This is a genomic window from Streptomyces griseorubiginosus (genome assembly GCF_036345115.1).
GTDB classification, from domain to species: Bacteria; Actinomycetota; Actinomycetes; order Streptomycetales; family Streptomycetaceae; genus Streptomyces; species Streptomyces griseorubiginosus_C.
The window spans coordinates 4,822,822-4,836,133 of the sequence record NZ_CP107766.1 but is presented as its reverse complement, the minus strand read 5'-3'; the positions used below and the strand labels follow the sequence as shown (position 1 = coordinate 4,836,133).

Annotated in this window: 13 protein-coding genes and 1 tRNA gene; 8 read left to right on the top strand and 6 right to left on the bottom strand. The window is 69.8% G+C overall.

The window, feature by feature from the left end; genetic code table 11:
- Positions 1-64: 64 nt before the first annotated feature.
- From OHN19_RS21790 to OHN19_RS21755, 8 genes are all read left to right on the top strand, one after another.
- On the top strand, positions 65-802 hold the full coding sequence (locus OHN19_RS21790; RefSeq protein WP_330265795.1) for a YcnI family protein: 738 nt from the start codon (positions 65-67) through the stop codon (positions 800-802).
- A gap of 78 nt (positions 803-880) precedes the next feature.
- Entirely contained in the window at positions 881-1,537 is a 657-nt protein-coding gene (locus tag OHN19_RS21785) for an SCO family protein (protein WP_330265794.1), read from the top strand.
- Between the two features lie 11 nt (positions 1,538-1,548).
- Positions 1,549-2,007 (top strand): copper chaperone PCu(A)C, encoded by a 459-nt coding sequence (locus OHN19_RS21780; protein WP_330269673.1) that lies wholly within the window; start codon positions 1,549-1,551, stop codon positions 2,005-2,007.
- A gap of 13 nt (positions 2,008-2,020) precedes the next feature.
- Positions 2,021-3,973 carry a copper resistance CopC/CopD family protein gene (locus OHN19_RS21775; protein WP_330265793.1) on the top strand — a complete coding sequence of 651 codons (1,953 nt, stop codon included), beginning with the start codon at positions 2,021-2,023 and terminating at the stop codon, positions 3,971-3,973.
- 8 nt (positions 3,974-3,981) lie between these two features.
- Positions 3,982-5,265, top strand: coding sequence for an iron uptake transporter deferrochelatase/peroxidase subunit (gene efeB, locus OHN19_RS21770; protein WP_330265792.1), 1,284 nt, complete (start codon positions 3,982-3,984; stop codon positions 5,263-5,265).
- A gap of 257 nt (positions 5,266-5,522) precedes the next feature.
- Positions 5,523-6,455, top strand: coding sequence for a prephenate dehydratase (pheA, locus tag OHN19_RS21765; RefSeq protein ID WP_330265791.1), 933 nt, complete (start codon positions 5,523-5,525; stop codon positions 6,453-6,455).
- A 519-nt stretch (positions 6,456-6,974) separates the two neighbouring features.
- Complete coding sequence (serS, locus tag OHN19_RS21760) at positions 6,975-8,252, top strand: serine--tRNA ligase (RefSeq protein WP_330265790.1); 1,278 nt, start codon at positions 6,975-6,977, stop codon at positions 8,250-8,252.
- Positions 8,249-9,046, top strand: coding sequence for an HAD family hydrolase (locus OHN19_RS21755; RefSeq protein ID WP_330265789.1), 798 nt, complete (start codon positions 8,249-8,251; stop codon positions 9,044-9,046). The genes serS and OHN19_RS21755 overlap by 4 nt, the downstream gene beginning before the upstream one ends.
- Before the next feature lie 63 nt (positions 9,047-9,109).
- Here the strand turns inward: OHN19_RS21755 and OHN19_RS21750 are convergent.
- From OHN19_RS21750 to OHN19_RS21725, 6 genes are all read right to left on the bottom strand, one after another.
- A tRNA-Ser gene (locus tag OHN19_RS21750) sits at positions 9,110-9,197 on the bottom strand.
- Positions 9,198-9,439: 242 nt separating this feature from the next.
- Complete coding sequence (locus OHN19_RS21745) at positions 9,440-9,637, bottom strand: hypothetical protein (protein WP_330265788.1); 198 nt, start codon at positions 9,635-9,637, stop codon at positions 9,440-9,442.
- Positions 9,638-9,739: 102 nt separating this feature from the next.
- On the bottom strand, positions 9,740-10,459 hold the full coding sequence (locus OHN19_RS21740) for an ABC transporter permease (RefSeq protein WP_330265787.1): 720 nt from the start codon (positions 10,457-10,459) through the stop codon (positions 9,740-9,742).
- A gap of 10 nt (positions 10,460-10,469) precedes the next feature.
- Complete coding sequence (locus OHN19_RS21735; RefSeq protein WP_330265786.1) at positions 10,470-11,381, bottom strand: ABC transporter ATP-binding protein; 912 nt, start codon at positions 11,379-11,381, stop codon at positions 10,470-10,472.
- Positions 11,378-12,286, bottom strand: coding sequence for an ABC transporter permease subunit (locus OHN19_RS21730; RefSeq protein WP_123761843.1), 909 nt, complete (start codon positions 12,284-12,286; stop codon positions 11,378-11,380). The genes OHN19_RS21735 and OHN19_RS21730 overlap by 4 nt, the downstream gene beginning before the upstream one ends.
- The gene (locus tag OHN19_RS21725) at positions 12,276-13,253 is read right to left on the bottom strand and encodes an ABC transporter ATP-binding protein (RefSeq protein WP_330269672.1); all 978 of its coding nucleotides are present in this window, start codon (positions 13,251-13,253) and stop codon (positions 12,276-12,278) included. Before OHN19_RS21725 ends, OHN19_RS21730 begins: the two co-directional genes overlap by 11 nt.
- Between the last annotated feature and the right edge of the window lie 59 nt (positions 13,254-13,312).

Genomic DNA, 13,312 nt, shown 5'->3' with positions numbered 1-13,312 from the left:
ACGCGCGTGCGCGCACGCGTATCCCTCATCACCGGAACCCTTTTTTCGAACCGGAGTGCCCTTCATGAAGGCTTCTCGTCTCGCCGTCACCGGCGCCGTCGCCGCCACCGCCGTCGTCGTCCTGTCCTCGCCCGCCTTCGCGCACGTCAGCGTGCAGGCCGAGGGGACCGCCGCCAAGGGTGGCTACGCGGTCGTGGACTTCAAGGTCCCCAACGAGCGCGACAACGCCTCCACCACCAAGCTCGAGGTCACCTTCCCGACCGACCACCCGCTGGCCTCGGTCATGCCGGAGCCGATGCCGGGCTGGAAGATCGAGGTCACCAAGTCCAAGCTCGCCAAGCCCCTCGAGCTGCACGGCGAACAGATCACCGAGGCGGTCTCCAAGGTCACCTGGACCGCCACCGGCAAGGACGGCGGCATCCAGCCCGGCTACTTCGAGAAGTTCCCCGTCTCCATCGGCGCCCTGCCCGAGGACGCCGACGAACTGGTCTTCAAGGCGATCCAGACGTACTCCAACAAGGAGGTCGTGCGCTGGATCGAGGTCCAGGAGGACGGCGCGGAGGAGCCCGAGACACCGGCTCCCGTCCTCGCCCTGTCCGCGGCCTCCGAGGACGGACACCACGGCTCGACGGCCGCCGAGGAGGCGGACGCCAAGACCGAGAACGCCGCCGCGACCACCGAGGCCGCCGACGGTGACAGCAGTGACACCACCGCCCGCGTCCTCGGCGTGGTCGGCATCGTCGTCGGCGCCCTGGGCGTGGCGTACGGCGTGCTCGCCGGCCGCCGGCGCACCGACGCCTGACCTGTTCTCGCGGGATCCGCGCCGGGGTCGTACCGACCCCGGCGCACCCTGAAAAACTTACATCTGGGACATTTTGATATGCGCAAGAAGATGTTCGCCGCGGCCTCCCTGGTCGCAGCCGCCACCCTGACCCTCTCCGCCTGCGGCAGCGGTGACGACAGCGCCTCACCCGTCTCCGTGGTCTCCGAGGAGGCCGGCTCGGACAAGGCCGCCACCGTCCTCGACCAGCCCTTCGAGAAGCCGGACCTGGTCCTCACCGACACCCAGGGCAAGAAGTACGACCTGCGGGCCGCGACCAAGGGCAGGCCCACCCTGATCTACTTCGGCTACACCCACTGCCCCGACATCTGCCCGCTGACGATGAACAACATCGCCGTCGCGAAGAAGCAGCTGCCCAAGGCGGAGCAGGACAAGCTGAGCGTCGTGTTCGTCACCACCGACCCGGCCCGCGACACCCCCACCGAGCTCGGCAAGTGGCTCAAGGGCATCGACCCCCAGTTCGTCGGCCTGACCGGTGACTTCGCCACCATCCAGGCGGCCGCCCGCACCCTCGGCATCTCCATCGAGCCGACCCACAAGGACAAGAAGACCGGCAAGACCGTCTCGGTGCACGGCACCCAGGTCGTCGCCTTCTCCCCGAAGACCGACGCGGGTTACGTCCTCTACGGCGAGGACGCCACCGTCGACGACTACACCAAGGACCTGCCCAAGATCATCAAGGGGCAGAACCCGTGAGGCGTACGGCGATGTCGGCAGCCGCCCTGTCCGCGGCGGGGACCCTGGCCCTGGTCGGAGCCCTCGTCCTGGTCGGCTGCTCCGGCTCCGACGCCTCCGCCGACGACCTCACCGTCTCCGGCGCCTACATCCCGCAGCCCGTCTCCGCCGACATGGCCGCCGGCTTCCTGACCATCACCAACCCCGGCTCGTCGCAGGACGAGCTGACCTCGGTGACCAGCGACGACGGCGACATCACGATGCACGAGACCAACGGCGGCACGATGGAGGAGGTCTCCCGCCTGCCCGTCCCGGCCCACGGTCAACTCGTGTTCAAAAGCGGCGCCAACCACCTGATGTTCGACAAGCTGAAGCGCAAGCCCGAACAGGGCCAGACGATCACCGTCGAACTGCACTTCGCCCAGTCCGACCCCGTCGTCGTGAAGATGCCGGTGAAGTCGGCGACGTACGTCCCCAAGACCGGACACTGAGGGAGGGACCACCTTGACGCAGACCATCGCCCCCCGCGTCCGGACCCTGGTGCTGCTGCTCCTGGCCACGGCCGGCCTGCTGCTGACCACGGCCGGACCCGCCTCCGCGCACGCCGCGCTCACCGGCAGCGACCCCCAGCAGGGGGTGGTGGTCGACAAGGCACCCGACCAGGTCTCCCTGACCTTCTCCGAGCAGGTCGCCCTGTCCAGCGACTCGCTGCGGGTCCTCGACCCCAAGGGCAAGGCCGTCCAACAGGGCAAGCCGTTCGAGGTCGGCGGCACCACCTACGGCGTGAAGGTCCACAGCGGCCTGCCCGACGGCACCTACACCGTCACCTACCAGGTCGTCTCCGCCGACAGCCACCCCGTCTCCGGCGCCTTCACCTTCTCCGTCGGCGCCCCCTCCACCACCTCCGTCTCGGTCTCCGGGGAGACCGCGGGCGGCGGGGTCGTCGGCTGGCTGTACGGCTTCGGCCGGTACCTGTCGTACGCCGGCTTCATCGTGCTGGTCGGCGGCGCCGCCTTCGTGCTCGCCTGCTGGCAGCGCGGCGCCGGAGTGCGGCCCATGCAGCGGTTCGTCGTCGGCGGCTGGCTGACGCTCACCGCGGCCACACTGCTCCTGCTCCTGCTCCGCGGCTCCTACACGAGCTCCGGGAAGGTCGGGGACGTCTTCGACCTGGACCTGCTCGGGAACGTGCTCCAGACCAAGTCGGGTGCGGCCCTCGTCTCCCGGCTGCTGCTGCTCGCGGCGGCGGCGCTGTTCATCTCCGTGCTCTTCGGCGCCTACGACAAGCGCGAGGACGAGGAGAAGCGGGACCTCACCTTCGGGCTCGCGATCGGCGGGACCGTCGTCGCGGCCGGACTCGCGGCCAGCTGGGCGATGGCCGAACACGCCTCGGTCGGACTCCAGACGGGCATCGCCATGCCCGTCGACGTCCTCCATCTGCTCGCCGTCGCCACCTGGCTCGGCGGACTGACCGCGCTGCTCGTCGCGCTGTACCGCTCCGACGCACCGATCGAGTCGGCCGCCGTACGCCGGTTCTCCCAGGTCGCCTTCGGCAGCGTGGTCACGCTGGTGGCGACCGGCGTCTACCAGTCCTGGCGGCAGCTCGGCTCCTGGTCGGCGTTCACCGAGACCCGGTACGGACAGCTGCTGCTGGTCAAGATCGGGCTGGTGGCGGTGCTGGTCGGCATCGCCTTCATCTCACGGCGCTGGACGGCCCAGCTGGCCGACACCGTCGTACGACAGGGCAAGCGGGCACCTCAGAAGGAGCGGGTGGCCGCGAGTGCCTCCGGCTCCGCCAAGGCGGCCGACGGCGCGAAGGGCTCCGGCGCCGCGAAGAAGGCCGCCGACGCGAAGGGCGGCGGGTCCAAGCGGGCCGCTCAGCTCGCCCGGCAGCAGGCCGCGATGGACACCGCCCGGCAGAAGCGCACCCGGGACGCCGATCCGCACCGGTTCGGACTGCGCCGCTCGGTGCTCGCCGAGGCGGGGGTCGCGGTCGTACTGCTGGCCGTCACGACCGTGCTGACGCAGACCGAGCCCGGCCGTACCGAGGAGGACGCCAAGGCGGCCAAGGCGGCCGCCTCCTCTTCCTCGTCCTCGTCATCGGGAGAGGCCGGGTCCGGGGCGGTGACCCTGGACATGTCCTTCGACACCGGCGGCACGGACGGCAAGGGTGTCGTGACGGTCGACATCGACCCCGCCCGCGTGGGCGGCAACGAGATGCACGTCTACGTCCAGCGGCCCAACGGCCGCGCCTTCGACATCCCCGAGGTGAAGGTCGCACTCACCCTGGAGGCCAAGAAGATCGGGCCGCTGGCCATCACCCCCGACCACATCACCACCGGCCACTGGTCGGCGAGCAACGTGCAGATCCCCATGGCCGGCGACTGGAAGATCGCCGTCACCGTGCGGACCTCCGACATCGACCAGACGACCGTCTCCAAGAACGCGCAGATCGGCTGACCCGCACCATGGCTGAACAGTCCCTCCCCGTCGCCGACCACAGCGCCTCGACGGACGAGAGCACCTCGTCGGGACCGGGCATCTCACGGCGAGCCCTGCTCGGCACCGCCGGCGCCACCGGGCTCGTGCTCGGCGCGGCCGGCGGGGCCGTGGGCTATGCGGCCGCTCCCGCCGCGGCCACTCCGCTGACCTCGGTGGGCAGCACCGAGGTGATGTTCCACGTGAAACATCAGCCCGGCATCACCGAGGGCCTCCAGGCACGCGGCCACCTCGTCGCCTTCGACCTCACGCCCGGCGCGGGCCGCAAGGAAGCCGCGGCACTGCTGCGCCGCTGGTCGGAGACGGCTCGCAGGCTCATGGCGGGGGAGCCTTCCGGATCCGACGACACGGATGTCGCCCGCGACGCCGGGCCGTCGTCCCTGACGGTGACCTTCGGCTTCGGACACAGCTTCTTCTCCCGGACCGGGCTGGAGAAGCAGCGTCCGGTCGCCCTCGACCCGCTGCCCGACTTCTCCTCCGACCAGCTCGACAAGGCCCGCAGTGACGGCGACCTGTGGGTGCAGATCGGTGCGAACGACGCCCTGGTCGCCTTCCACGCACTGCGCGCGATCCAGAAGGACGCGGGCAGCGCGGCGAGGGTCCGCTGGCAGATGAACGGCTTCAACCGCACCCCGGGCGCCACGGACCGTCCCATGACGGCCCGCAACCTCATGGGCCAGCTGGACGGCACCCGCAACCCCAAACCGAGCGAGCCCGACTTCGACGAGCGGATCTTCGTCCCGGCGTCCGGCTCGAAGGACCCGGCGTGGATGGCGAACGGCTCCTACGCCGTCGTACGACGGATCCGGATGCTGCTCGATGACTGGGAGAAGCTCTCGCTCGGGGCCCAGGAGGCCGTCATCGGTCGCCGGAAGGCGAACGGGGCCGCGCTGTCCGGGGGCACCGAGACGACCGCGATGGACCTGGAGAAGACGGACGCCAAGGGCGATCTGGTGGTGCCGATCAACGCACACGCCCGCATCACCCGGCCCGACCAGAACGGGGGCGCGGCCATGCTCCGCCGCCCGTTCTCCTTCCACGACGGAATCGACGCGAACGGGGTGCCGGACGCCGGACTCCTGTTCGTCTGCTGGCAGGCCGACCCACTGCGCGGCTTCGTCCCGGTCCAACGCAAGCTCGACCGGGGTGACGCGCTCTCCCAGTTCATCCGCCACGAGTCGAGCGGACTGTTCGCGGTACCGGGCGGGGCGGCGAAGGGGGAGTACGTGGGGCAGCGGCTGCTGGAGGGGTGAGGTCTGGGGGGCTAGTGGGGTGGGGTCTAGTGGGGTAGCGGGCTGCTGGCGGGGTGAGGTCAGGCGGGGCGGCGGCCGCCGGCCGGGCGGGGCTCATGCCGGTCGCGGCTGCCGGTGGGGCGAGACCACGCCGCTCGCGGCTGCCAGTGGGACGAGACCGCGCCGGTCGCGGCACCCCCGGCCGGGCGAGGTCACGCCGGTTCACCCGGTCGTGAGACGGGCGGGCTCCGTTCCACAAGGGCCATTAGGGTGAGGTCATGCCAGCCAGCTATGCCTATCTCGGCCCTGAGGGCACCTTCACGGAAGTCGCGCTGCGGACGCTTCCCGAGGCGGCGACCCGGGAGCTGATCCCGTACGTGTCGGTGCAGTCCGCGCTGGACGCGGTGCGCGCGGGTGAGGCCGAGGCGGCGTTCGTGCCGATCGAGAACTCCGTCGAGGGCGGCATCACCACCACCCTCGACGAACTGGTCGCCGGCGCCCCGCTGATGATCTACCGCGAGGTGCTGCTGTCGATCACCTTCGCGCTGCTGGTCAGGCCGGGCACCGAGCTCACGGACATCAAGACGGTCTCCGCGCACCCGGCCGCCCAGCCGCAGGTGCGCAACTGGCTGAAGAAGCACCTCCCGGACGTCCGCTGGGAGTCGGCCGCCTCGAACGCGGACGCGGCCCGGCTGGTCCAGGAGGGCCAGTACGACGCGGCCTTCGCCGGTGAGTTCGCGGCCGCCCGGTACGGCCTCCAGGCGCTGGAGACCGGGATCCACGACGCCGAGAACGCCCAGACCCGGTTCGTGCTGGTCGGCCGTCCGGCCCGCCCCGCCGCTCCGAGCGGCGCCGACAAGACGTCCGTGGTGCTGTGGCAGCGCGACGACCACCCCGGTGGCCTGCGCGACCTGCTGGGCGAGTTCGCCACCCGCGGCATCAACCTGATGCTGTTGCAGTCCCGGCCCACGGGCGCCGGTATCGGCAACTACTGCTTCTGCATCGACGCCGAGGGCCACATCACCGACCGCCGGGTGGCGGAGGCGCTGATGGGGCTGAAGCGGATCTGCCGCGAGGTGCGGTTCCTCGGTTCGTACCCGCGTGCGGACAAGGAACGGGAAGACCTGCTGGCACCGCTTCCGGGGACCTCGGACCAGGAGTTCATGGCGGCTGCCGACTGGGTGGCGCGGTGCCAGGACGGGCGATTCTGACCTGTCTTACCTGCAGATTTTAGTTATCCACAGGAGTTATCCACAGGCGAGCTTCTCGACCTGGGGACAAGTCGACACAGTATGGCCACCTTGTCGACAAATCGGCCTCCGGGCCTCATCCTCGTCCACCGGCGCGCACATCACCCTTCGTCCACTGTTTTCCCTTGCGCAATCCTTTGGGGCGACCACTTTCCACTCGAAAGTAGGGGTAAGCAGTGGTTTGATCCGTGAATCCGCAGCATGATCCCCAGGTTTCGGAGTGATCAATTCCGAAATCCACAGTTCCACCGCACACCCTGTGGATAACTCTTCGGAAGGTGTGGATCCCTGTGGACAACCGCGGCCCAAATCCCGGTCCACACAAGGGAGTCGAGTCAACCCCGTGCCTGGATCATGCCCCGTCCCGGGGGTGGGCTCCTTTTTATTGACACAGTGAGCAATTACCGCATAACGGTACGTAAACCGTGTCCGGTAATAGTGAGTCGTGGGCCCTGTCCCCGCACCGGTAGCCTTGACCGCGTGATTGACCTTCGCCTGCTCCGTGAGGACCCCGACCGAGTGCGCGCCTCCCAGCGCGCCCGTGGAGAGGACGTCGCCCTCGTCGACGCCCTCCTGTCTGCCGACGAGCGGCGCAGGTCGTCCGGCGTCCGCTTCGACGAGCTGCGTTCCGAGCAGAAGTCGCTCGGCAAGCTCATCCCCAGGGCCTCCGGCGACGAGAAGGCCGAACTGCTGGCCAAGGCCGGTCAGCTGGCCGCCGACGTCAAGGCGGCCGACGCCGAGCAGAACGAGGCCGACGAGGAGACCAAGCGCCTCCTGCTCCAGCTCGGCAACCTCGTCCACCCCGACGTCCCGGTCGGCGGCGAGGAGGACTTCGTCGTCCTGGAGACGCACGGCACCATCCGCGACTTCGGCGCCGAGGGCTTCGAGCCCAAGGACCACCTGGAGCTCGGCGAGGCACTGGGCGCCATCGACGTCGAGCGCGGCGCCAAGGTTTCCGGCTCGCGCTTCTACTACCTGACCGGTGTCGGCGCCCTCCTCGAGCTGGCGCTCGTCAACGCGGCGATCGCGCAGGCCACCGAGGCCGGCTTCACACCGATGCTCACCCCCGCGCTGGTCCGCCCGCGCGCCATGGAGGGCACCGGCTTCCTCGGCCAGGCCGCGGAGAACGTCTACCACCTGGAGAAGGACGACTACTACCTGGTCGGCACCTCCGAGGTCCCGCTCGCCGCGTACCACATGGACGAGATCCTGGACGCCGACCAGCTGCCGCTGCGCTACGCCGGCTTCTCGCCGTGCTTCCGCCGCGAGGCCGGCACCTACGGCAAGGACACCCGTGGCATCTTCCGCGTGCACCAGTTCGACAAGGTCGAGATGTTCTCCTACGTCGCCCCCGAGGACGCGGAGAACGAGCACAAGCGGCTCCTGGAGTGGGAGAAGCAGTGGCTGACCGGCCTCGAGCTGCCCTTCCAGGTCATCGACGTGGCCTCGGGCGACCTGGGTGCCTCCGCCTCCCGCAAGTACGACTGCGAGGCGTGGATCCCGACCCAGGGCAAGTACCGCGAGCTGACCTCGGCCTCCAACTGCGACGGCTTCCAGGCCCGCCGCCTGTCCGTCCGCATGCGCGACGGCAAGAAGGTCCAGCCGCTGGCGACGCTCAACGGCACGCTGTGCGCCGTACCGCGCACCATCGTGGCGATCCTGGAGAACCACCAGCTGGCCGACGGGTCCGTCCGAGTCCCCGAGGTGCTGCGGCCGTACCTGGGCGGGCGGGAGCTGCTGGAGCCGGTCGCCAAGTGACCTTTCCCTACCGGCTGATCGCGACCGACCTCGACGGGACGCTGCTGCGTTCCGACGAGTCGGTCTCACAGCGCACCCGGGACGCCCTCGCCGCGGCCACCGCCGAGGGCGCCGCCCACATCGTCGTCACGGGACGCGGCGTCCGCTGGACGCGGCACATCCTCGACGACCTCGGTTACCAGGGCCTCGCGGTCTGCGGACAGGGCTCGCAGGTGTACGACGCCGGCGAGCACCGTCTGCTGACCTCGGTGACGTTGGACCGGCAGCTGGCCGCGGTGGCCCTCGCGAAGATCGAGGCGGAGATCGGCCCGCTGTTCCTGGCGGCGAGCCGCAGCGGCCTCGACGGAGACGTGCTGGTCGGGCCGGGGTACGCGGTCACGGGCGCGCTGCCGTCAGTGCCGTTCACGGACGCGTCCGACCTGTGGGCGGCCCCGCTGAGCAAGATCTACATCCAGCATCCGGAACTGTCGGACGACGAGCTGGCCAAGGCCTCTGTACGGGCCGCGGGCGGCTTCGTCACGGTCGCGCTGGCCGGCCCCGGCATCGTCGAACTGCTCCCACTGGGCCTGTCGAAGGCGACCGGCCTGTCCCTGGCCGCCCGCCGCCTGGGCCTGAAGGCCGCGGACACGATCGCCTTCGGCGACATGCCGAACGACCTGCCGATGTTCCGGTGGGCGTCGTACGGGGTGGCGATGGCGGACGCCCACGAGGAGCTCAAGGCGGTCGCCGACGAGGTGACGTCCTCCAACGAGGAGGACGGCATCGCGGTGGTGCTGGAGCGACTGCTCGGCTGACGGCCCGACGTCTCGACGTATCCGGCCCGGGAGGTCCGGCCAGGTCCCGGTGACAGCGTCTCGCGGAGGATGCACGGATCGAACGTGCGCGGGCGTTTCAGACCCGACCTTGGCTTAGCAAGCCAGTGCCTTACCACTCGGCCAATCCTCCGGGTGGGCGGCCTCACGCGAGAGCGACATCGCGTGCTCGAAGCGGCCGCCCCGGGCAGGTCCTGCGGTGGACTCGACGGTGGCGTAACTACACCGGAGTCCTCCGTCGGCTGCCCCGACGGGAGCTGGACGTACTGTCGTGCATGGACATCGTCCGGCTCCTCTCCCAGCTCGTGGTGAACACAACCATCGTGCCCGTACGCCGAGTTGGGCGCCACCGAATTAAACGGCCGGGTGTTCGAACTACCGGCGTCCCCAGCGCCTGCGGCGCTTGCTGAAGAACCACCCCGCGGGCGGCTCGTCGGAGCGCCAGGGCTGCGGCTCGGGTGACTCCTGGCGCCAGCGGGCGGCGAGCATACGGGCGCGGGCAGACGGCTCCGAGGTCTCGGCGGAGCGTATGAAGTCCTCGTCCAGCACGAGGTCGTCCCAGTCGTCTGCCATGCCCGTTCCCTTCAACTCGCAGCCGGACATTCCCCTTTGTCCAGTGTGCCCGGACAAAGGTGAAGTCCCTGTCAATAAGCCCGGCATCAGGGGCCGCGCCCGTTACTCCTCGCCCGCCAGCGTCAGCGACCGCAGCTTCTGGCCCGCGTACCAGGTGGCGAGGACGGTCACCACGACCAGCAGCACCGTGGCCGTCGGCAGTCCGACGTCCGAGGTGACCAGGTCCCCGCCCGCGACCTTGTGGGCCACGGCCAGCGACCACTGCTGGACGCTCAGGGTGCGCGCTCCGGCGACCAGGGAGCCGAACAGGGCCTCCCAGACCAGTGCGTAGACGAGCCCGAAGACCACCGCGTGCCGGGACACCGTGCCCAGCAGCAGGAAGAGCGCGGCGTAGGCGATCGAGGAGACCAGCGCGGCCACCGTGTAGGCGACGGCGATCTGCTGCCCGTTGCCGTTGAGGATCAGGCCGGCGATGAAGGTGGGCAGCGCCGAGAACACCATCGTGACGGCGATCGCCACGATCAGCTTGGTGAAGATGATCGTCGGCCGCTTGATCGGCTTGGACAGCAGGTACACCACCGAGCCGTCGTCGATCTCCGGTCCGATCGCGCCGGTGCCCGCGATGACGCCGACGATCGGCACCATGGTGGCGAGCGCGAGCCCGCCCAGCAGGTCGGAGGCGGTCTGGTCGTCGGCGCCGACCAGGGCGCGCACGATCACGGAGATCACGATCAGCAGCAGGGGCAACGCGCCCAGGATGAGGGCCCGGCGGCGGCCGAGCAGGGCCCGATAGGTGAGTCGGGCGACTGTGGGGTCGTACATCTTCGGCCTCCTACGCCGCGACGAGATACGAGAAGACGGACTCGAGGGACTCGTCGGACGGCGAGACCGTGAGCAGCCGGATGCCGTGGTCGCGGGCGACCCGGGGCAACAGCGCGGTGAAGCGGCCGAAGTCCACGGCCTGGATGTGCAACGCGCCCTCGGCCAGGTCGACTTCGATGCCGGACGTGGACGGGTCCGCGATCAGCGCTGCGGCGAGGGCACGGTCGTCGCTGGAGCGCACCAGATAACGGTGCGGGCGGTCCGTCATCAGGCGGCGGATCTTGCGGAAGTCACCGCTGGCCGCGTGCCGTCCGGCCACGACCACCTCGATGTGCCAGGCGAGCTGCTCGACCTCTTCGAGGATGTGGGAGGAGAACAGGACCGTGCGGCCCTCGTTGCCCATCCGCCTCAGCAGCTCCATGAGCTGCATGCGCTGACGGGGGTCCATGCCGTTGAACGGCTCGTCGAGCAGCAGCAGCGACGGGTCGTGGACCAGCGCGGAGGCCATCTTCACGCGCTGGCGCATGCCCTTGGAGTAGGTCGAGATCTTGCGGTCCTGGGCGTACTCCATCTCGACCGTGGCCAGCGCCTGCTGGGCCGCCTTGGCGCCGAGGCCGTGCAACTCGGCGTTGGCGACGACGAATTCGCGGCCGGTGAGGAAGTCGTACATCGCCTCGCGCTCGGGGACGATGCCGATGTGCCGGTAGATCTCCTCGTTGCGCCACACCTGCTGTCCGTCGAGGGTGACGGTGCCGGTGGAGGGGGCGAGGAAGCCGCCCATCATGTTGATGAGGGTGGACTTCCCGGCGCCGTTGGGGCCGAGCAGGCCGGTGACGCCGGGGCCGATCGTCATGGTGATGTCGTTGACGGCGACCACGTTGCCGAACCAGCGGGAGACATGGTCGATCTGGAGCGTGGTCACAGTCCCACCTTCTTGTAGCGGCGCAGCAGGAGGCCGTAGCTCGCGGCGATCAGACCGAGGACGGCGAGGACGTAGACGACCCCTTCGCCGTTGCTCGGGCCTACCGCGCCGGGGAACGCCGAGCTCGCGCCGAGGAACGCCGACTGGAGTCCGTCGATGAGCGTGACCGGGGAGAACAGGCCGATCCACGGGATGGCGGAGGTGCTGCCCTGGGCGTCGGCGATGGCCTGGAGGGTGGAGACCGCGCCGTAGGAGATGGTCATCACGGCGATCACGGCCGCGATGCCGAAACCGCGGCGGGGGGTGACGGAGGCGATGACCAGGCCGATGCCGGCGAAGAGCAGTGAGAGCAGCGCCACGGAGACGAGTCCCTGCCCGAAGCCCTTGGTCTGGTCGGCGAAGTCGAGTTTGGCCAGCAGGGCGCCCACATAGAGCACGATCAGCGGGGCCGCGGTGAGGATGAACATCGCCGAGGCCAGCGCCGCGTACTTCGCGCGGACGTAGTCGGCGGTCTCGATGGGCCGCGAGAAGTACAGCGGCACGGTCTTGAAGCGCAGGTCGCGCGAGACGGACTGGGGTGCCTGCGAGGCGACGTACAGGCTGATGACGGCCTGCATGATGATCGCGTAGCGGGTGTAGTCGACGGGCAGGTCGTTGGCCTTCGTGGCGACCGCGACGGCGACCATGATGGCCGCGGGCACGCACATCACGACGAACAGCAGCATCGGCAGCACCTTGGACTTCACCGAGCGGCCGAGGCCGTAGGCGCCGCGCAGGGACTGCGAGTAGAGCGATCGGGTGGCGTAGGAGCGGCCGAGACGGGGGCCGTCGTAGCTGCGGTAGCCGATGTTGTGGATGCGGGTCTGGTCGCCCGAGGGGGCGGTGACCGGGTGCTCAACCGCCATGGCCGACGGCCTCCTTCCGCTTCTGGTCGTCGCTCGTGTCCTCGCTGGTGAAGACCTCCGAGATGTGGTGCCTGCGCTGCTCCATGCGCACCAGGCCGAGACCGAGGTCGGCGACGACGTCCCGCACGACGTCGTAGGTCTCCTCGCCCTGCGCGGTCAGCAGCAGGATGTGGCCGGCGCCCGGCAGACCGCTCGTGGAGTCGAGGACCTCCACCCCGCGCGCGTGCAGTGCCTCGCGCACCGCGCGGGTGCCGTCCGGGTGCTCGTCGCTGTCGGTGACCTCGACCGCGAGCGTGGTCGTGGTCTGGGTGAAGTCGGTGGTGGAGCTGGACCGCAGCAGCTTGCCGCCGTCGATGACGACCACGTGGTCGCAGGTGCGCTCCAGCTCGCCCAGCAGGTGCGAGGTGACCAGGACCGAGATGCCGAAGTCGGTGTAGATGCGCCGGATCAGGCCCAGCATGTCGTCGCGGCCGACCGGGTCTAGGCCGTTGGTCGGCTCGTCCAGGAAGACCAGCTGCGGGTCGTGCACCAGCGCCTGCGCGAGCTTCACGCGCTGCTTCATGCCGGTCGAGTAGCCGCCGATGGGACGGTAGCGCTCCTCGTACAGGCCGACATGGCGCAGGGTGTCCGCGGTGCGCTCGCGGGCCGCCGTGGGCGGCAGGCCGGACATCCGGGCCATGTGCACGACGAACTCGGTCGCCGAGACGTCCGGCGGCAGGCAGTCGTGCTCCGGCATGTAGCCGACCCGCTCGCGGATGGCGGCACCCTTGGTCGCGACGTCGAGCCCGAGCACTTCGGCACGGCCCTCGGAGGCGGGGGACAGACCCAGCAGGATCTTGATCATGGTGGACTTGCCGGCTCCGTTGGCGCCGACGAGTCCGGTCACACCGGGTCCGACGTCCAAGGAGAGCCGGTCAAGCGCGGTCACCCGGGGGAACCGCTTGCTCAGGCTTTCGGTCGCGATCACAGTCACGACATCGACAGTAGTGACGCGGACCACTCCGGTCGTCACCCCGCAGAGCTGCA

Excerpts from the sequence above, each read along its gene's own strand:
- OHN19_RS21790 (WP_330265795.1), top strand. The coding sequence starts at position 65 with ATGAAGGCTTCTCGTCTCGCCGTCACCGGCGCCGTCGCCGCCACCGCC.
- OHN19_RS21785 (WP_330265794.1), top strand. The coding sequence starts at position 881 with ATGCGCAAGAAGATGTTCGCCGCGGCCTCCCTGGTCGCAGCCGCCACC.
- OHN19_RS21780 (WP_330269673.1), top strand. The coding sequence starts at position 1,549 with ATGTCGGCAGCCGCCCTGTCCGCGGCGGGGACCCTGGCCCTGGTCGGA.
- efeB (WP_330265792.1), top strand. The coding sequence starts at position 3,982 with ATGGCTGAACAGTCCCTCCCCGTCGCCGACCACAGCGCCTCGACGGAC.
- pheA (WP_330265791.1), top strand. The coding sequence starts at position 5,523 with ATGCCAGCCAGCTATGCCTATCTCGGCCCTGAGGGCACCTTCACGGAA.
- OHN19_RS21745 (WP_330265788.1), bottom strand. The coding sequence starts at position 9,637 with ATGGCAGACGACTGGGACGACCTCGTGCTGGACGAGGACTTCATACGC.
- OHN19_RS21740 (WP_330265787.1), bottom strand. The coding sequence starts at position 10,459 with ATGTACGACCCCACAGTCGCCCGACTCACCTATCGGGCCCTGCTCGGC.
- OHN19_RS21730 (WP_123761843.1), bottom strand. The coding sequence starts at position 12,286 with ATGGCGGTTGAGCACCCGGTCACCGCCCCCTCGGGCGACCAGACCCGC.